Source organism: Wolbachia endosymbiont (group A) of Tromatobia lineatoria (genome assembly GCF_964028565.1).
In the GTDB taxonomy this organism is placed as follows: Bacteria; Pseudomonadota; Alphaproteobacteria; order Rickettsiales; family Anaplasmataceae; genus Wolbachia; species Wolbachia pipientis.
The window spans coordinates 1,141,186-1,159,985 of record NZ_OZ034791.1 but is presented as its reverse complement, the minus strand read 5'-3'; the positions used below and the strand labels follow the sequence as shown (position 1 = coordinate 1,159,985).

Annotated in this window: 15 protein-coding genes and 1 tRNA gene; 14 read left to right on the top strand and 2 right to left on the bottom strand. The window is 35.2% G+C overall.

Translation table 11 applies throughout. The annotated features are described in order from the left end of the window. The first annotated feature begins 716 nt into the window (after window positions 1-716). The 10 genes from ABWU48_RS06105 (at window position 717) to ABWU48_RS06060 (ending at window position 12,380) form a co-directional block, all read left to right on the top strand. Window positions 717-1,238: a cytochrome b gene (locus tag ABWU48_RS06105; protein WP_010082022.1), complete on the top strand. Its 522-nt coding sequence runs from the start codon at window positions 717-719 to the stop codon at window positions 1,236-1,238. A 5-nt stretch (window positions 1,239-1,243) separates the two neighbouring features. Next, window positions 1,244-2,272 carry an NAD(P)H-dependent flavin oxidoreductase gene (locus ABWU48_RS06100; protein ID WP_209472394.1) on the top strand — a complete coding sequence of 343 codons (1,029 nt, stop codon included), beginning with the start codon at window positions 1,244-1,246 and terminating at the stop codon, window positions 2,270-2,272. A gap of 113 nt (window positions 2,273-2,385) precedes the next feature. Further along, window positions 2,386-3,591 (top strand): hypothetical protein, encoded by a 1,206-nt coding sequence (locus tag ABWU48_RS06095; RefSeq protein ID WP_353288360.1) that lies wholly within the window; start codon window positions 2,386-2,388, stop codon window positions 3,589-3,591. A gap of 101 nt (window positions 3,592-3,692) precedes the next feature. Continuing rightward, window positions 3,693-4,067 carry a hypothetical protein gene (locus tag ABWU48_RS06090; RefSeq protein WP_022626145.1) on the top strand — a complete coding sequence of 125 codons (375 nt, stop codon included), beginning with the start codon at window positions 3,693-3,695 and terminating at the stop codon, window positions 4,065-4,067. 44 nt (window positions 4,068-4,111) lie between these two features. Continuing rightward, window positions 4,112-6,466 (top strand): type VI secretion protein, encoded by a 2,355-nt coding sequence (locus tag ABWU48_RS06085; RefSeq protein WP_353288359.1) that lies wholly within the window; start codon window positions 4,112-4,114, stop codon window positions 6,464-6,466. Further along, the gene (locus tag ABWU48_RS06080) at window positions 6,447-9,308 is read left to right on the top strand and encodes a hypothetical protein (protein WP_353288358.1); all 2,862 of its coding nucleotides are present in this window, start codon (window positions 6,447-6,449) and stop codon (window positions 9,306-9,308) included. Before ABWU48_RS06085 ends, ABWU48_RS06080 begins: the two co-directional genes overlap by 20 nt. A 526-nt stretch (window positions 9,309-9,834) precedes the next feature. Then, entirely contained in the window at window positions 9,835-9,963 is a 129-nt protein-coding gene (locus ABWU48_RS06075) for a hypothetical protein (RefSeq protein ID WP_255324786.1), read from the top strand. After that, window positions 9,926-10,342, top strand: a complete 417-nt coding sequence (locus ABWU48_RS06070) for a hypothetical protein (protein WP_353288247.1) — start codon at window positions 9,926-9,928, stop codon at window positions 10,340-10,342. Before ABWU48_RS06075 ends, ABWU48_RS06070 begins: the two co-directional genes overlap by 38 nt. A gap of 20 nt (window positions 10,343-10,362) precedes the next feature. Further along, a complete protein-coding gene (locus tag ABWU48_RS06065; RefSeq protein ID WP_353288246.1) occupies window positions 10,363-11,238 on the top strand; it encodes a reverse transcriptase domain-containing protein in 876 nt (291 codons plus the stop codon). A 266-nt stretch (window positions 11,239-11,504) separates the two neighbouring features. Beyond that, window positions 11,505-12,380, top strand: a complete 876-nt coding sequence (locus ABWU48_RS06060) for a tetratricopeptide repeat protein (RefSeq protein ID WP_353288357.1) — start codon at window positions 11,505-11,507, stop codon at window positions 12,378-12,380. 4 nt (window positions 12,381-12,384) lie between these two features. Here the strand turns inward: ABWU48_RS06060 and ABWU48_RS06055 are convergent, their stop codons facing one another. Beyond that, window positions 12,385-12,609, bottom strand: coding sequence for a hypothetical protein (locus tag ABWU48_RS06055; RefSeq protein WP_152550491.1), 225 nt, complete (start codon window positions 12,607-12,609; stop codon window positions 12,385-12,387). Between the two features lie 61 nt (window positions 12,610-12,670). Here ABWU48_RS06055 and ABWU48_RS06050 point away from each other — a divergent pair, with 61 nt between their 5' ends. The 4 genes from ABWU48_RS06050 (at window position 12,671) to petA (ending at window position 16,405) form a co-directional block, all read left to right on the top strand. Continuing rightward, entirely contained in the window at window positions 12,671-12,871 is a 201-nt protein-coding gene (locus ABWU48_RS06050) for a hypothetical protein (RefSeq protein ID WP_353288356.1), read from the top strand. 14 nt (window positions 12,872-12,885) lie between these two features. Beyond that, a tRNA-Val gene (locus tag ABWU48_RS06045) sits at window positions 12,886-12,958 on the top strand. Between the two features lie 52 nt (window positions 12,959-13,010). Then, window positions 13,011-15,713, top strand: a complete 2,703-nt coding sequence (gyrA, locus tag ABWU48_RS06040) for a DNA topoisomerase (ATP-hydrolyzing) subunit A (protein WP_070356997.1) — start codon at window positions 13,011-13,013, stop codon at window positions 15,711-15,713. 92 nt (window positions 15,714-15,805) lie between these two features. Beyond that, window positions 15,806-16,405: a ubiquinol-cytochrome c reductase iron-sulfur subunit gene (gene petA / locus ABWU48_RS06035; protein WP_010963095.1), complete on the top strand. Its 600-nt coding sequence runs from the start codon at window positions 15,806-15,808 to the stop codon at window positions 16,403-16,405. Between the two features lie 18 nt (window positions 16,406-16,423). On the opposite strand, the gene priA is transcribed toward petA, so the two are convergent. Continuing rightward, window positions 16,424-18,766 (bottom strand): primosomal protein N', encoded by a 2,343-nt coding sequence (gene priA, locus ABWU48_RS06030; RefSeq protein WP_353288355.1) that lies wholly within the window; start codon window positions 18,764-18,766, stop codon window positions 16,424-16,426. Window positions 18,767-18,800: the final 34 nt, after the last annotated feature.

Below are 18,800 nucleotides of genomic sequence, written 5' to 3'. Positions count from 1 at the left end.
TTATCGTCATGCCATCACGAACCGTCATACCGCCGGGTATCTCTTAGCCGCTAACACGTAGCGGGATACTTGACCTTTACAGGGATGACGATTGTCGTTTAGCCATAAATATTTAAGAAATTTACTAAACAGAAAAAAAGGCAAAAGAAGCCCCGTGGTTGGCTAATTACTTACATTATACTTTCAAGTATGGCGTTTTTTTATTCTAAACGCTTAATAACCGCGATTTAGCTGCTTTTTAATGCAACTAACCTTTAGTCATAAATGTTTAAGAAATTTACTAAACAGAAAAAAAGGCAAAAGAAACCCTAGGGTAGCTAATTATTCACTATCCATTTTTTAAGTTGGCGTTTTTTGATGTTTTAAATGCTTTATAAGCGTATTTCAGCTTGTATAGGTAAAAACCTAGAAATTTGATAAAGACATAGAGTGCACATAGTGCAAAAAATTAAACATGAGAGGCCAGATACGTTGAGTTTTTTTGTCATTTAATCTGTACAGAGAAGATAAATAAATAGCTTCAGTTTCATGATAAGGAGGCTGGCGGAGTTTGTCAAGTAAGTTTTTCGTTTAATCCGTTTCTTGATTTAGGTGCCCTTGACTTCCGGCTGGGTCGAATTTGTATAGCTACATTGTCGGTAAATCTAAATTGCTTTAATGATTTTGATTGAAAAATAGTTTTTCTATTATATAAATGCTACTTTAGGGTAATCAAAATGGAAGACGATAAATATAGCCTAGGTTTAAGGGTTATCCATTGGTTGATGGCTGTTTTTATTATCGGTATGCTTTGCTCTGGACTTTATATGAAAAGCTTACCACTTAGCAATGAAATTAAGTTCAACATATACGCTATTCATAAGGCTTGCGGTATCACTATTCTTGGATTAATCATAGTACGCATATTTTTTCGCGTCTTTACTTATGTTCCACCACTTCCAGCAAATTTTTCTCGGTTTGTAATCAATATAAGTAAAGCAGTACACTTTGGTTTATATTCTTTGATGGTGCTAATGCCACTATCTGGCTATGTCATGTCTTCTGCTTCTGGCAAACAGATCAAATATTTTTTTCATATCCCTTTGTTGATTAATCAAAACAAAGACCTAGCTAACACGGCTAACGAGCTACATTCGATGCTTGCATATTTTATGGTACTCTTTATAATCTTACATATACTTGGCGCCTTAAAACACACATTTATAGATAAACAAAACATTTTTAAACGTATGATATAGGTTATATGTTAAGTAGCCTCTGGAAAAAAGGAACAGATTTTCTTGGCAGTGAGTTTGCTATAATGGGTGGTGCTATGAGCTGGGTTTCAGAGAGAAACTTGGTCTCAGCAATCTCAAACGCTGGTGGTTTTGGTGTGATTGCATGTGGTGCAATGTTTCCAGACTTGCTAAAAAAAGAAATCATAGAGACGCAGCAATTAACTAACAAGCCATTTGGTGTAAATCTAATTACTATGCACCCAAAGTTGAGTGAGTTGATAGATGTGTGTATTGAAACGAAAGTGAGCCATATAGTGCTTGCCGGTGGACTGCCAACAAAGCCTAATATAGAAAAAATCAAGGGTGCAGGCATTAAAGTTATGTGCTTTGCACCAGCATTAAGCCTTGCGAAAAGGTTAGTAAAAATGGGAGTAGATGCATTAATAATAGAAGGAATGGAAGCAGGTGGGCATATAGGTCCAGTTAGCACTTCTGTTCTTGCACAAGAGATATTGCCTCATTTTAAAAATGAACAAATACCAGTGTTTGTTGCAGGTGGAATAGGAAGAGGTGAAATGATAGTTAATTACCTGGAAATGGGAGCAAGTGGCTGTCAAATAGGTACATTATTTGTCTGCACTAATGAGTCAATTGCCCACAAAAATTTCAAGGAAGTGTTTATTAAATCGGCCGCACGTAATGCAATACCTTCTGTACAGATAAGTGCTGATTTTCCTGTAATTCCTGTAAGAGCTATAGCCAACAAAGCAAGCGATGACTTCATGAAGCGTCAAAAAGAAGTTATTGATGAATACCAAAAGGGACAGATCTCAAAAGAAGATGGGCAGCTTGAAATAGAAAAGTTCTGGGCTGGAGCTTTAAGAAGGGCAGTGATTGAAGGAGATGTTGAAACAGGATCTTTAATGGCTGGCCAAAGTGTTGGCATGGTTGATAGGGAAAAGCCTGTAAAAGAAGTAGTGAATATGTTAGTTCAACAGGCAAACAATTATATTGAGAGCAAATCTGTAGAAGTAGAAAGCCCAGAAAGCAAATAGTTAAGCGACCTCACAATAAGCAAATTATCCATATATGGCATAATCGCCCAGTTTTAATGTAAAATTAACGCTAAAAAGGTATCTATACATTTTATTATGTATGGAGGAATGTTATGCTAAGTTCTTTAAAAAAATCTCAGAATAATACAGGAGATATTAACCAACAATTGCACAACACTATATACAAAAAGGTAACAAAAAAAACACATAATCATGAAAGCCCAAAAAAAAATCGAGAGGGAACTATCAAAAAATGCATAGAGTTGTTCAAGAAAGAGGCTAATCCTAATGTATTAATTAAATTAGAAAAATTACTGAAAGAGCAAGAAGAATCTTATAATTATTACACCAAAAAATTTCTTCCAGTGTTGGAAACAGAAGTAATAAAATTAGAGGTCGAGCTTTCAGTATCTAACAATGAAAGAGAACAATTACAAAGATCACCAACAAGAAGAGGGAAAATATTAGAAATAATTTCAGGGATTACTAAAAGGAGCAGCAGTGTAAGCTCAATACCAAATGCTGTTGAAGAAAATATTGAAGATCAAATGCAGCTAGGACATATTGAAGAGCAAAACAACACACAAGAAACACCCTTGAATGTAGCTGAGAAAAAAAGTGGTGATACTAAAATACTTGGCCAATTAGATATTCCGAAAGAGGTATCTAGAAAATATAGTAAAGTTATGGAGCAATTAAAGAAGAATATAAAAACTCCTAAGCTTGGTAACGGTAGTGGTTCAGATAGTGGAATAAACTCACCTGGACTGAGTGAAAAAAACTCGATATCACCAATAAATAGTAGAAAAAACAGTTTAACATCAATAGCAATCACTTCATCTGAGGAAAGTTTAAACTCAACATTGAGCTCTGTTGAAGAAGATAATGGCTTACAACCAGAGGGTGGAGAAAAAACTGAGTTATTAGAATCAAATTTGGAATCCCCAAAAGAAAACGAGACTCAAGTGCAGCCAGAGCAGACTGTAAAAAAAGAGCCAAAAATGCAAGAAAATGAAAACTCAGATGGTCAAGCAAATCCAGATCAAGTTAAGAAAGATATCCTACTTAAAAACCAACCCAATAACAGAAATCTTCACGTTGCACTTGTAGCAGGTTGTGCTCTCTCCACAATAGGGTGCATTGTTGCAGGAGCAATGACATCAGGATTGATAGGAGCAGGACTACTTGCTATGGCTGCAGTGTTTGCTATAGCAGCAGTAGCTGAATTGCATTCAAACTTCCTATCAAGTAAATTAACATCCATTAATGTGAGTCCTCTTGTTGATGATAAAGAGCTTACAGCATGTTCACGTCTGTAAAAATTAAATATGTGTTACTTGTAGTGGATAAGTGAATTCAGTTCTTGCCTATTGATATAAAAGTTGTTATATTTAAGAAATGTTTAAAAGGTATTTAGTTGATGCGCATTCAATTGAATAAAGTTTTGGTTTTTATAGCCTTATTAAGTTTCATTTTTGCATCATATTCTAGCGAAGCAAGTTCGGCGAGTGATGAATTAAAGGGTATACAAGAAACGGTAAAAAATTTTATTTCTTCATTTTCAGTTAAAGATACTGTAGAAAATATGAGTCCTTCAACAATCATAGGGTTGTGTATAGCTGCAGTGATACTTGCAGTAGTGTTCAGAGGTCTAATCTTTTTTATGATAATGTTTGGTGTACTGGTCCTGATGTTCGGTAGTACAGAAAAGGCAACAGACTACTTAAAAGAAAAATTTAACTTTGCAAAAGATATAAAATTACAATCCGATAGCGAAAAAAAAGATAAAAATTAAGATAGTATTTTTATCTTTTTTAATTATCTTTATTGAATACGCATATGCAGTTAAAAGTACCAACAGTTAACTCTAAGCTTAAAAAAAAGAACAACTTAGCATTACTAGAAAGCATTGATTTAGATTTTGTTCCTTATGCTTGTCATTACGATGAAGAAACCATACTAACAAAACAGGGAGAATTGTTAAAAATAATCAAGTTAGAAGATTATTCTTCTGTTGATAACTACAGCGACCTCAGAACTGAAATTAGAAAAAGCATATCAAAAAATATTAATAGCCTGTGTTTTACCGTTTGGATTCATACCGTTAGAAAGCGCAATAAACTGAGCTTGAAATGGAATAAAACTGAAGACTTCTCTGACAACCTACATTCAACGTGGTTTAATAAACTAACTGATAGTAAATTACAGTATATAAATGAACTATACATTGTAATATTGTTTAGCGATTTTGGCAAGCATACTAATAATTCGTTTTTTTTCAATAGAATAAAGAATAAGCATAAGTTGTCTTTACAAGAAAGCCATCAGGAGTTGCAAAAGATAACTGACGTAATTCAAAATGATTTAGGACCTTTTGGAGCTAAAAAACTGAGTCTAAGGTTTAGTGAAGGTAAAATATATTCTGAAATGATAGAATTTCTCCACTATATTGTTACATTAACGCACAAAGATTATCCAATACATGAAAGGGACCTGTCGCAATATATTAGAAATTTTAAAATAGCTTTTGGTTTCAATACGTTTCAAACAATATTTGAAAATCAACAGAAATTTGGCTCTATTTTCAGCATAAAAGAATACCGGGAAATCTCTTTAGGTAATATAGATAGATGCTTGCAGCTTGAATCTGAATTTATCATTACAGAAATAATGATATTTACTAGTAATAACAAAGCAATAAAAGAATTTAAAAAACAAATCAACATGCTGCAAATTAGTGAGGATAATACCTTACTTAAAAGCTCAGGAATTGAAGAAATAATAGAGCTTGAAAAGACCTCTAGTATAGACTTCTGCCAACAGAAAATTATTTTTACAATATTTGCAGATGATAGGAATAAGTTAGCTGAAAGTATTAGTGATTTATCTTCTATAATGTCATTAGTTGGCTTCATGATGTTTAGAACTGATTTACATATGGAAAGTCATTTTTGGGCACAACTTCCAGGCAATTTTGCTTTTATTACGCAACCGAAAAATATCTTAACAAAATACGCTTGCAGCTTTGCTATGCTGCACGATTTTACGTCAGGTACATTAAAAGGAAGAAGGTGGAAAGAAGCGGTAATGATTTTTTTTTCAAAAAAAGGAAATCCTTACTTCTTTAATTTTCATGGAAAAAGAAATAATGGCCATACTACGATACTCGGAGCTCCAAATTCAGGCAGAACTTCACTCATTAATTTTCTATTATCAGAATCAAGAAAGTTTAACCCAAGAATTGTCATATTGGATAACACTGGAAAATCAATAATTTTTACTAAAGCAGTGAGTGGTAAATATTACATAATCGATCCAAAATATAAGGACAAAAGCCTAAAATTTAATCCACTAAACATTGAAGATAGTGCTTCCAATCGCAATATGTTGGTTGAACTGATCAGAAGAATGGTAGCCGATACGAGCTTGGTGGACGTAGAAGAAAAGATAAGAAAAATTGTGGATTCTATATTTGCTATACCCAAGGAATCACGTTCTATTTCACAAATTTCTGAGGTGCTCTTGCTCCTTGGGGGTAAGATAAGTAGATGGTGTGACGATGGTGACTTTGCTTACTTATTTCAAGATGGTGATGAATCAGATATTGACTGGGAAACAAAAATTATATCTCTCAACACCGCAAACCTTACAAAACAAAAGGAATGTATGTCCGTGATACTTTACTATTTTTTATATTCTTTTGAGGCAAAATGTGATGGCTCGCCTGCAATACTTGTTTTGGATGAAGCATGGGAGATAAGTAATATTTTTCCTACAGAGAAAGAGTTTGATAACTGGATGCAAAGAATGACGGAACTAAATGTTGTAGTAATCCTAAGTACTGAGAATTTAAATCTCGCATTTGCTAGCAAATTTACTCAATATTTAGATAAACATGTTGATACAAGAATCTTGATGCCGAACGTCAATGCAAATAGATTATACATGAAGGCATTTTCTCTATCGAAAGAGGAGCTGAATATAATTCTGCAGACGCCAACACAGAAAGGTTTATTTTTGATAAAACAGTACAAAGGATTAGTAACCTTAAATCTGGATTTGAAGGATATGCAAGAAATACATGTACTTTCAGCTAACAAAGAGACTATAAAGTATATGTATGAGGCAATAAAAGAAAAGGGAGAAGAAGTTAATGAGTGGTTACCGGTATTTTATGAGAAGTGTAAGGCTTAATTTCTTATTGATATTTTTTTTGATACTTGGTCTTTCGTATCAAGGATATGCTGATTGTCCAACATTTGTAGAAAGTAATACTTGGTGGGAAGCAATAGTTGATGGAGATTGGGTAAAGGAAATTAAGGTGCAAGCAATAAAAGATCAAGGAGTTGATGGTTACTTTAATCCCAAAATTAGAGTATGTGCTTATGGTGGACAAAGTTATTGTTATGACTTACAAAGTGGGGAATCCTGCCGCCAGATATATGGAACGCAAGGTACAGGAGCTGGAGTTTCTGCTGCAGCTTTTATCGACTGGGAAGGAGATAAAACAAAAGCTGGAGGAGAAATTGCTCGGGGTCTTAAATGGGAATGGGCAGACGGTGTTACTGATGAGGAAAAAAGAAGATTCGCTAACTCTCCTAAAATATGTGCTTGCAGTCAAAAAGGGGCTTGTATGTCAGGAATTTCTTCATGGGGTTCTAGAGTATTTTCGGGTGAGAATATTTTCCGTCCTGGGGAGATGGAAAAAGTCTGTGATACCTGCTACCAAACGGCAGTAAAATGTGCTCCTGTTCCACTTGCACCTGGCCCCCCTCCATTTTGTGAACAACTTGCAATGTCGCTTCCACAAGTTAGAATTGTTCCTATAACAGATAAAGACAATGATTACTTTAATCCTAAGGTTAAGGTAATCATTGGTGATCTGAAAGGAAGAGACGGAGAGATTGGAGAAAAATTAGATTTCCCTAAAGGGTATGGAGAAAATAAAGCTGAGTGGCGCTCTATTTTAGACAAAGATGGCATCACGTACTACTTCAAAACTTATAGAGAAAAAGATAAGCTCTGCGCTGAATACCTTGGAACTCAAAGTATAGATGAAAACAATCCACAGTTCATCCGCTGTTTTCCTGCACCACCTGCTCCAGAACCTGAGATAGTGGAGATAGTAAATGCAAATACATTGAAAGTAGAAATGAAGATGAGTGAGAGCACTTGTGCTAAAGCACATGGAACCTATAGTAATGGTTCCTGTACTTTTAATGTTAATACTGACCTCAACCATCCTATAAACATTGGCCCCCTATCTTTAAAAGTAGTAAAACCAGCAATAGTAGCAAAAACAACTGATAGTAATATTGATAATATTATAGAAGGTATATTAGAAAGTAATCCGCAACAATTTAAAGTTCTGAAAGAATATGGCTATGTTCCTGATGTGCAAATTAAATGTTCTAAAGGCGGAAGTTTTTATAGTTTTAATGATTTTGAGAAAAAGTTAAAAGACAAATCTATTCAATGTGAATTTAATAACTCTGGGCAGCCGGAAATAGAAGTAAAGTATAAAGGAAATTCTAACAGTAAAATGCTTTGTCTTTCTGGATGGCAGCCAGAACCAGAGGAGTTTGTTCTTAAAAGAGAAAATAAAATAATACCACTAAAATTAATGGGAACAAGATATACTAAATACAATGCTGTTTACTCCAAGGAATCAAATCAGTTCTATTATCTTCCAAGCAAGGAAATAGTTTACCCTTTGAAAGAAACTCAAGAGAGGTTGGATAAAATAATATTTAATAAGCAAGAGTATGTTTTCTTCCCTGATGAAAATGAGCAGAAGAAGGAAGAATGCAGTTATTGTGTGAAGAAAGATAGCAAAATAGACGAAAAATTAAAATCTGGTGAAGGACTGAAAGTAGTATACAAATTGACGGATGTAGAGCATAAAGAAGGATGTGAGCAAGGTGATGATGGTTGCATCTGCTTTGATGGAAAGTGTAGCCGTTCAAAACAATATTTGAATAAAAATGAAGATGATAAGCCATTCTACTTAAGGTATGAGGAAGTGGATTGTAAAGATAAGGATGGTAAAGTATTAAGAGATGAAAAAAATGAAGTACGAAAGTGTACACAATTAAAAGATCAACTGATTAAAGCAAACAGAACAGAGGTTTTTTACGCTGATAAATTGTGTAGGTTCGATTTAGAAGGTCTCAAAAAGAAATTAAAAGAAAAATTAAAAGAGATAATCAAGGAACATCTGAAAAATAAGAAACCAGATCTTGAAAAAAATAATGAAAAATCCTATGATCATAAAAATAAAGATGTTTATACAGATGACTTATCAATAAAATTTGATCGTATTAAAATAGAAGCGTGGGGAAGTGGTGAAGCAGGTCATATACAAGGTAGTGGCTGTGACAATCAAAAATGCCATTCTACTGAAAGCAGAGTAGGGATGCCAGGAGATTATATTAAAGCTAAACTGAAAATCGATCCTAATTATCCTATAATTAAGGTGCAAGTCACAGAGGGAGGGGGTAACCAGGAAAGTAACTTCTCAGATAAGGACGGGGGACCTGTTTTCATAGAAATGTGCAATTCGCAGAAGCAACATTGCCAGCAACTGATTACTGTTGCAGGTGGAGGTGAGTATAGAACATACGGTGGTAAGGGTTATGAGGAAACAGTAATTCATAAGCAAGATTTAAAGCTAGAGGAGAAAATTGTAAAGGCAGATAAACTGAAGTCTACACAAGACAATCAAATAGCATATATAGAAAATGGTGAAATCAAGTATGAAACAGTAGAGTGTGGAAGTGGTTTGAGAAGCAGTAGATCTGGTGCAGGTGGCTGCATTAATAAAAGCAAAGGAATTTATGGTAAAGGCTCTCCAGGGTATGTGAAGATTAGACCTATTATAAAGGAATTTGACGAAGAAGAAATAAATGCTGCTATTAAAAAAGTAATAGAGGATCTATACGATCTTGAAACTATGACTGATTTTTGGGTAGGGGATCTTAACGTGAATATAAGTGGGATAATTAAAGAGGAAGTCAAAAAAGAATTATCAAGGTAAAAAGATATAGCTCTGGAAATGATGCTCTTGTTTTAATAATTAATTAAAGTAAAGCATGTAGTAAATGGTGTAATTGCTGTATCTTAACAAAAAGGTATAACGAATGTAGGAGGGTGCTTTATGTGTGCGCCAAGAAGTGCGTAAGGAACAGTTGGTGAAAATCCAACACGGGTAAAGCTTAGCCGGCAACCTGGAACAAACCATTATGCTGCGTAAGGTAACGAGCGTAGTAAAGCTAATGGAATGGACAACATAGGGTGCAACGAAAGTGAAGGTATTGAGTCCCGTAATTCACGCGTCATGGGGGCTGACACTTTACATTTGGTGGAAGGCAACATGGGTAATAACGCTAAGGCAAGATATTACTCACCTCATCGGGATCGAAGGCCGCGTCATGTGTTGAGATGGACCTTACGTGAACTTGGGAGATCCTTTGTATTCCTGTAAGGGTACTCTGGAACAAGTCAATAAAGGCGAAGACTGGAGGAAGATGCAAAGGAAGTCGGACTAACTGATAGTACTCGGAGTGTGGGAAAGCCACATACAAGGGGAAGCGGTTAGCAATATAGTGACTGGTATAGGGATTGCTATACCAATACAACAGAGATTGGAGGAGTATGCAAGGAAAACTAAACCAGATAGCAGTAAGGGCTAAGCAAGATAAGCGAGTAAAATTTACATCATTAGTTCATTTGATTAATGAAGAGAATCTTGCAGAGTGTTATAAGGAACTAAAACGCAACAAGGCTTGTGGTATAGATCGTGTGACAGTGGAAGCTTATGGAGAAAATCTAGAAGAGAAACTTAAAACACTAGTGGATAGTATGAAGAGAAAACAATATCAACCGCTACCAGTGAAAAGGGTATACATACCCAAAGCCGGGAGCAAAGAGAAGCGCGGTCTCGGAATACCATCAACGGAAGATAAGTTGGTACAGGTAATGCTAAAGAAGATATTAGAAAATATTTATGAAGCAAACTTTATGGACAGCTCGTATGGATTTCGACAGGAAGAAATTGTCATCAGGCGATAAACGCTCTAGATAAAGCAGTTATGCACAAACCAATTAACTATATTGTAGAAGTGGATATCAAGAAGTTCTTTGATAATGTTCAACATAAATGGCTAATGAATTGTCTAAGGGAACGAATAGCTGACCCAAATTTATTGTGGTTAATAAAACGATTTCTAAAGGCAGGAATAGTCGAAGTTGGATGTTATAAAGCAACCGATCAAGGCACACCACAAGGTGGTATAGTAAGCCCTGTATTAGCTAATATATACTTACACTATGTGCTGGACTTATGGTTTGAAAAGAAATTTAAGCCAAAAGCCAGAGGATATTTACAGCTAATAAGGTTTTGCGACGATTTTGTAGTTGGCTGCGAGAGGGAAGAAGACGCAAAAGAATTTCTAGAATTACTGAAACAAAGACTAAGTAAATTTGGGTTGGAAATAGCTGAAAATAAAACAAAAATAGTAAAGTTTGGTAAGAAAGAATGGTATCAAGCAGAAAGAGAGAAACGTAGGACGGCTAGCTTCAACTTTCTAGGATTTACACATTATTGTGGAAAAAGTCGTAATGGTAAACTTATGATGAAGCAGAAAACTTCAAAAATAAGCCTAGCCAGAAAGATTAAAGAAATCAAAGAATGGTTGAAGATGGTACGAAGTCGTATCTGTCTCAAAGATTGGTGGCAGAAACTTAAAGCCAAACTAACAGGACACTATAGCTACTTCGGAGTTAGCGGAAATTATCGGTGTTTGATTCAATTCTATCGACCGGTAACAAAGTTAGCATTTAAGTGGATAAACCGACGTAGTCAAAAGAAAAGTATGGATTGGGAACAATTTATACACTATTTAAAAGTAAATCCATTACCAAAACCAAAGGTATATGTTTCTTTATACACAGGAGCACTAGTGTGAACGCTGTATTGTGGAGCCGTGTGCGGGAAATCCGCAAGCACGGTTCTTTTGGGGAGACTATGGTTATGAGACCAAATCGCTGGTTTCAAGGTCATGAGTCTCTACCAGACTAAGATAAATTGAAGCATTTTTGTGGAAATAAAGCGAAATATGGAAGACAAAAGATAAATGCATTCTGAAAGGCTACACAGCATGTTCGTCCCGCTAATTAATAATATCTTTATTATTGTATGAGATAGGTAATTTAGCATTTATGAATTTGTAATGTGTTGCATATAGCTCAAAGAAATAAGGTTTACTGGTTACACGCTGCAGCCAATGCCACAACACTAGGACCTATGTTTATCTGCATGTTAATTTGCGTTGTGATTTTATGGAGGTCTTCTGTTACCTATGCTAGTGAAAATTTGGAGATACAGAAGGCCTTTGATAGTGTTGTCAAGCATATAAAAGCTGATAAAAAATATAAAGATCTTGATGTTATTGAGAGAAAAAGTGATAAATTTAACATCAAAATTGCGCAGAATTCTGGCAAGAGTTTTGACATATACTCTACTTTAAAAAAAGCAAAAGATTCCTTTGAATCAGGAGATAATGAAACAGCTATTTCTCTCCTTAATCAGATCATTGCAAAGTTTCCTTATCATAAAAATGCTTTAATTGGATTGGGAAATATTTATTACGCTAATAAAGAATACAAAAAAGCTGTAGAGATTTACACAAGACTGTTAAAAGAACACCCTAGTAACCCTTACATATTAAAAAATTTTCTGACGATAATCTCACAATATAATCCTGATCTGGCGTTGAGTGAAATGTTAAAATTGTATGATATACATAAAAATTATGCTCCTTTATTAGCAAATTTAGGTATGATCTATATGAAAAAGGAGGATTATGTAAAAGGTAAAGAGTATATGATAACTGCTATTTTCCTCGATGAAAACAATATTTTTTATACTTATAATTTAGCTGTTATTCTAGATAAACTTTCAGATTTTCAAAATGCTACAATATTCTACTTAAAATTGTTGAACATGGCTACAACTTCGAAAGATGTGAGTGAAAAAATACCTTTATACAAAGTGACAGCAAGACTAAAATTTATAAAACTTCACAGCACGCACTCAAAGATTTCATAAAAGCTTATAGCTCACCTAAATCTAATTTATCGTATCTGTTCAAGGGAGTGGCTAATGTGCAAATATTGAAGCAAAGTGTGTGAAACACAGATGTACGAACATTTGTTTGCAAAGGTAATTTACACAACAAATGCATAACTGTACGAACATTGTGATTTTGGCCCATCAGGAGGGTGTCATCCCAGTGCTTGACACTGGGATCCAGGAATTTTATTAAGTTGGCGAGCATAAAAATAGCTGTTTTATGTAAAAATACAACGTTTTAATGATTATGAAAAAGCTGGATTCCAGTGTCAAGCACTGGAATGACACCATTCTTTTTTCTGGATCCCAGTGTCGGCTACTTGGATGACACCATTTATTGTAAGGACTTACCTCACATTTACTCTATGATTATCTTTTTAGATCACCTTATCTACCTATTTTGCCACTCTGCTGAACGGATACAATTTATTGCTATTTTTGTTTACAATAATAATATTGAGCTATAGAATTAGATCTAAAGGGGCAATTAGCTCAGCTGGTAGAGCATCTCGTTTACACCGAGGAGGTCGGCAGTTCAAGTCTGTCATTGCCCATTTGCTTAACTGAATGTTAGTATTATTAATTACTTCAATTAAAGTATAGAAAATGCAGGATAATATAGTACCAATCTCAATAGTAAAAGAGCTGGAAGATTCTTATCTTTCCTACGCAATGAGCGTTATCATAAGCCGGGCTATACCTGACGTGCGGGATGGATTTAAACCTGTTCACAGGCGCATATTATATGCAATGTCAAGAGCTGGATTCGATGCCGGTAAGCCATATAAAAAGGCAGCTCGTATAGTTGGGGATGTAATGGGGAAATATCACCCACATGGTGATGCAGCTATTTACGATTCCTTGGTTAGAATGGCCCAAGATTTCTCTCTTCTTTTACCACTTGTTGATGGGCAAGGTAACTTTGGTTCGATAGATGGAGATCCACCAGCTTCAATGCGATACACAGAAGCAAGACTTCAAAAAGTGTCGCACTTTTTACTGAATGATATTGATGAAGATACAGTTAATTTTAGGCCAAACTACGATGGAAATGAAACAGAACCAGTTGTGCTGCCTGCAGAGTTTCCGAATCTATTGGTAAACGGTGCAAGTGGTGTTGCAGTTGGTATGGCAACCAATATTCCTTCTCATAATCTTGGAGAAATAATAGATGCTTGTATATTATATGTAAATAATCCTGAAGTTACTTTGGATGAGTTACTTGAAGTGATGCCAGGGCCGGATTTTCCAACTGGGGGAACAATTCTTGGAAGGTCTGGAATAAGATCAGCATTTGCAACTGGTCGTGGATCAATTGTTGTGCAAGGCAAGACTCATATAGAAGATCTGCCACAAGATAGGCAAGCAATAGTGATTGATGAAATACCTTACCAGGTAAATAAAGTAAAATTAATTGAGAAGATAGGTGAGCTTGTAAAAGAAAAAAGAATTGATGGTATAACAGAAATTAGGGATGAGTCCGATAAGTCTGGTATTAGAGTAGTAATTGACCTCAAAAGAAATGCTGAAGCAAGTTTTATACTTAATCAAATATTGGGGCTAACTCCACTAAGAAGTAGTTTTAGTGTTAACACTTTAGTGCTCAATAACAACAGGCCTGCTTTGATGTCATTGAAAGAAATCATAACTGCTTTTGTTGATTTTAGAAAAGAAGTATTAATCAGGAGAACAGAATTTCGTCTAAGAAAAACGAGGGAAAAAGCTCATATATATATAGGGCTCTACATTGCGGTCCTCAGCATAGATGAAGTGATAAAAATCATCCGCGGTGCAAAAGATCCTGCGGAAGCAAGTAGAGAACTTTTAAATAAAGAATGGAAAACTTCGAATGAAATCAATACTATTATCGAGTTGATTTCAGATAGCGCAAGCTTTTTGAAAGATGGAGTGTATAGATTAACTGAACTACAAATTAAAGCTATCCTTGATATGAAACTGCAGCGTTTAACAGGCCTTGAAAAAGACAAATTAGAAGCTGAGCTAAGTTCAATGATCAACCTGATAAAAGAATATATCGCTTTTCTTGGCTCAGGAGAGAAGTTGATGAAAGAAATAAAAAACAATCTACAAGAAATAAAGAACAGATTTGCTGTGCCGCGAAAAACTTCAATAGAAGAGTCAGACGCGGACATTGAAGCTGAAGATCTAATTCCACAAGAGGATATGGTGATAACCGTAACTATGAATGGTTATATCAAGCGTGTAAAACTTTCTCACTACAGAACTCAGCGTCGTGGTGGAAAAGGAAAGCTAGGACAGGGATTAAAAGAAGAGGATGTAATCACAGAATTATTTGTTGGAAATACCCATACTAGCTTTTTATTCTTTTCTAACATTGGTCGAGTTTATAGATTAAAAGTTTATAAGTTACCTCTTGCAGAGCCAACCGCACGTGGAAGAGCACTTGTTAACATATTTCCGCTTAGCGATGGTGAAACTATAACTAATATCATGCCATTGCCAAGTGAAAATGACGAAAATCAAAACATAGTTTTTGCTACTGCCTATGGAAACATAAGGCGTAACTCCTTAGCGGACTTTCACTATATTCCAAGCAATGGAAAAATAGCAATAAAGCTCGATGAAGGAGACAAATTAGTATCGGTTAAGGTATGTAATGAAATTGACCATGTTTTACTTTCAACAACGCTTGGAAAAAGTATCAGATTTGTTGTAAGTGATGTGCGTCAATTTAAGAGTCGCAATTCAGATGGCGTAAGAGGTATCAAACTTGTAAAGAATGACAGCGTGATATCCATGACCATATTAAATGGGATAGGTGTAGCAACAGAAACAAAAGAACTTTACTTAAAAGTTCCACTTGCAAAAAGACTGGGGACTGCAATTAATAACTCCATTGATTCTAAATTGGAAAAGACTTTGAATGATTTAGGAATAGATAACGAATTATTCTTAAAACTTGCAGTGAATGAGGAGTTTATATTAACTATTACTGAAAATGGCTTTGGTAAAAGAACTTCTGCGTATGAGTATAGAGTAACTAACAGGGGTGGTGTTGGTATCACCAATATTCTTACTACTAGCAGAAACGGTAATGTTGTTGCTAGTTTTCCAGTTGAGCAGGGTGATAATATAATGCTTATTACAGATAAAGGAAAGTTAATTCGCATTTCGGTCAATGAGATTAGAATTGCAGGACGCAGCACTCAAGGAGTCACTCTGTTTAAAACAGAAAGTAGAGAAAAAGTGGTGTCAGTAGCGAAAATTGAAGATCCTGATTCCACTGAAGATAGTATTTTTGAAGTTGAAAACTCTATCGCTTCTTAACCGTAGTATAGGTTAAACAAAAAGCGCAAGTTTTTGTTGATTAATACGCAGTATTTAAATTAAAATATATACTTATGGCTAAGTAAAGATCAATGGACAAAAAATTAACTAAAAATAAAAAACCACTGGCAGACAAAGAGGATAAAAAAACACCTCCTGTTAAAGATCTTACTAAAAATAAGAGTAGGAGAGATTTTATAACATTAACTACATGCGCTATGGCAGGTATAGGAGCTGCAAGCGGACTTTGGCCACTGGTTAAATCTATGAATCCTTCTGCTGAAGTTCTAGCAACTTCCACAGTGGAGGTGAATTTGTCTGGAATTCAGGAAGGACACGGAGTAAAAGTAAAGTGGCAAGGTAAACCAGTATTCATTCGTAGACGCACAAAGCAAGAAATTGAGGCTGCAAGAGCTGTGAATGTGAAGAGCTTGAGGGATCCTCAATTAGATGAGCAGAGAGTATACGAAGGAAAAGACGAATGGTTAATTATGCTTGGAATATGTACACATCTTGGGTGTGTACCGGTTGACCACGCTACAAGAGATGGTAATGGTTGGTTCTGTCCTTGCCACGGTTCATATTATGATACATCAGGTCGAGTAATTGGGGGTCCTGCACCGAAAAATATGGCTGTACCTGATTATTTTTTTCCCAGTGAGAATGTTGTGGTAATTGGCAAGAAGGCTTAACGAATATAAATAAACTCGTTAAAAAAAACTCACAGGATCAACATCTATTATCACTGCAATACTCGAATTCAAGTTACAATTTTTAATCCAATATTTCAGCTTTTTTTGTATGGATAGACTATGCTTATTGTGTATTTTTAATAATACCCTATACCGATACTTATTATTTAAAAAATTTATCGCTGCTGGTGATGGGCCAAGAATTTCAAATTCCTTTTTGTCTACACCTACATTTTTTTCCTGGATACAAATAGTTGAGCTACTTGAATGACAGAGAAGAGATTTTACTATTTCATTCGCTGCTTTTTGTGTTGCAATCTGATTCTTACCACAGATTATAAGCGCTATTAATCTGCTAAATGGTGGCATTTTGGCTTCGCGTCTTGACTTAAGTTCGATTTCATAAAATGAGTCTCTTTTTTGATGCAGCAATGCTTTTATTATTGAACTTTCAGGATTATTGGTTTGCACTATTACCATTCCTTTTTCATTAAACCTTCCTGATCTGCCTGCAACTTGGTGCAATAATTGATACGTCTTTTCCGCTGCTCTCAAATCAGAATTTTCGAGACTCAAATCTGCATTCATTACTCCAACCAAAGTTAATTTGGGAAAATTGTGCCCTTTAGCAATTATTTGTGTGCCGATTATAATGTTCACCTCTTCTTTCAATATCAAGTCAATTACGTTACTAACCGACTTCTGATCGCTGCTTATCATCGCAGTTTTTGCGTTTGGTATTAATTTCACCATTTCTTCAAGCAACCTTTCAATTCCTATGCCGTAGAGGGACAATGGCTGTTCACTTTGGCAATTAGAGCATTTCTCTGGAAGTTTTAATTGATAAGAGCAATGATGGCACAAAAGAGCATTTTTTTTCTTGTGATATGTAAGCCAAACAGCACAATTTAAGCAGGAAATTTTATATCCACACTTTTTACAAATTGCCAGTTGTGCATACCCTCTGCGGTTTAGAAAAAGCATAACCTGCTGTTTTTTCTCTATGGTTTGTTTGATGCTTTCAAAAAGCTCAGAGGAGATCCATTGCTTGTTGTTCCTCATATCTACTACTTTAATGAGTGGCAATTCTGCACCACCAAATCGTTTAGTTAGCTTTACATGATTGTAATTCCCGTTTTTAACATGATGAATCGTTTCAAGCAGTGGAGTAGCTGATGATAAAATAATCGGAATATTTTCAAATTTGGCTAAGATTATCGCCATATCTCGAGCATTATATATAATTCCCTGTTCTTGTTTAAAAGATGAGTCGTGCTCTTCATCAATGATAATCAATTTTAGGTTTTTATAAGGCAAAAAAAGCGCTGACCGTGCACCAATAATTATCTGCGCATTTCCATTTGCTATATTGAGCCAATTATTCCGGCGAGTTTTTGGAGTGAGCCCTGAGTGCCATTCAACTAAGTTTTTTGATATCTGACCGCGAACACGATTTACCAATTGTGAAGTTAAAACAATTTCAGGTAGGAGGATTAAAATTTGTGTATTACCTTCTCCTGATGTCATTTCAACATATTCTGGTGTCATACTAGTACGTGGCAAAGACGGTATGCTAAATGTTACAGTGGGTTTTGCCTTGAGTATAAAGGTGTCATTCCAGTGCTTGACACTGGAATCCAGGAATTTTGATTGTAAATTAGGTATTGGTTTTAAGTTAAAATAAACATTTGTAATGAGGTTATATGAAAAACTGGATCCCAGTGTCAGGCTACTCGGATGACACCCTCTTGGTAGACCCAAATCACAATGTTCGTACAGTTGTGTCTCTGGGCACTGGGATGGTAAAGTCTGAGCAGCATTTGGAACGGCAGTGTAATTCTTAATCAATTGTGCAATCACAGAGAGATAAACTTCCGTTTTTCCAGATCCTGTCTCACCGTCAAGCAAAGTCACTGAATACTCGTTCAAATTGCTGATTATTTTATCACTAGCTATCTGCTGTTCAGGGCTTAATTGGCAACTTATTTCACTTGTTTCCTGCTTTTGTTCAACACAAACCAATTTATCTATGTGATTTACTTTTAACACTCCTCCCATTATCACTTTGGCAAGCATACCAATAGGTATTAAATTGTATTGTGCAACCCACTCTGCAAATGCAATCAATTTTGGTCTAATATTTGGTAAATCGATTTTTTGCTCAATAAATTTTAATTCTCGGTTACTTTTATCACTGTATTTCCAAACTATTCCGATTAAGCGTTTTTTGCCAAATGGCACCACTACGTAATCTCCAAGTAAAATCTCAGTATTTTCCTCAATTGCATATGAAAATAACTGATCAATTGGAAGTGGTAGTAATACGTCAACTGTTTTTGCCATAGTGATTGAGTTTAACATTGTTTTAAAGAGCTTGTAACTTTATTAAGCTTGG

Bases quoted from the DNA above. Each gene is read 5' to 3' on its own strand.
- ABWU48_RS06105 (WP_010082022.1), top strand. From the start codon at position 717: ATGGAAGACGATAAATATAGCCTAGGTTTAAGGGTTATCCATTGGTTG.
- ABWU48_RS06100 (WP_209472394.1), top strand. From the start codon at position 1,244: ATGTTAAGTAGCCTCTGGAAAAAAGGAACAGATTTTCTTGGCAGTGAG.
- ABWU48_RS06095 (WP_353288360.1), top strand. From the start codon at position 2,386: ATGCTAAGTTCTTTAAAAAAATCTCAGAATAATACAGGAGATATTAAC.
- ABWU48_RS06090 (WP_022626145.1), top strand. From the start codon at position 3,693: ATGCGCATTCAATTGAATAAAGTTTTGGTTTTTATAGCCTTATTAAGT.
- ABWU48_RS06085 (WP_353288359.1), top strand. From the start codon at position 4,112: ATGCAGTTAAAAGTACCAACAGTTAACTCTAAGCTTAAAAAAAAGAAC.
- ABWU48_RS06080 (WP_353288358.1), top strand. From the start codon at position 6,447: ATGAGAAGTGTAAGGCTTAATTTCTTATTGATATTTTTTTTGATACTT.
- ABWU48_RS06070 (WP_353288247.1), top strand. From the start codon at position 9,926: ATGCAAGGAAAACTAAACCAGATAGCAGTAAGGGCTAAGCAAGATAAG.
- ABWU48_RS06065 (WP_353288246.1), top strand. From the start codon at position 10,363: ATGCACAAACCAATTAACTATATTGTAGAAGTGGATATCAAGAAGTTC.
- ABWU48_RS06055 (WP_152550491.1), bottom strand. From the start codon at position 12,609: ATGCTCGCCAACTTAATAAAATTCCTGGATCCCAGTGTCAAGCACTGG.
- gyrA (WP_070356997.1), top strand. From the start codon at position 13,011: ATGCAGGATAATATAGTACCAATCTCAATAGTAAAAGAGCTGGAAGAT.
- petA (WP_010963095.1), top strand. From the start codon at position 15,806: ATGGACAAAAAATTAACTAAAAATAAAAAACCACTGGCAGACAAAGAG.
- priA (WP_353288355.1), bottom strand. From the start codon at position 18,766: ATGTTAAACTCAATCACTATGGCAAAAACAGTTGACGTATTACTACCA.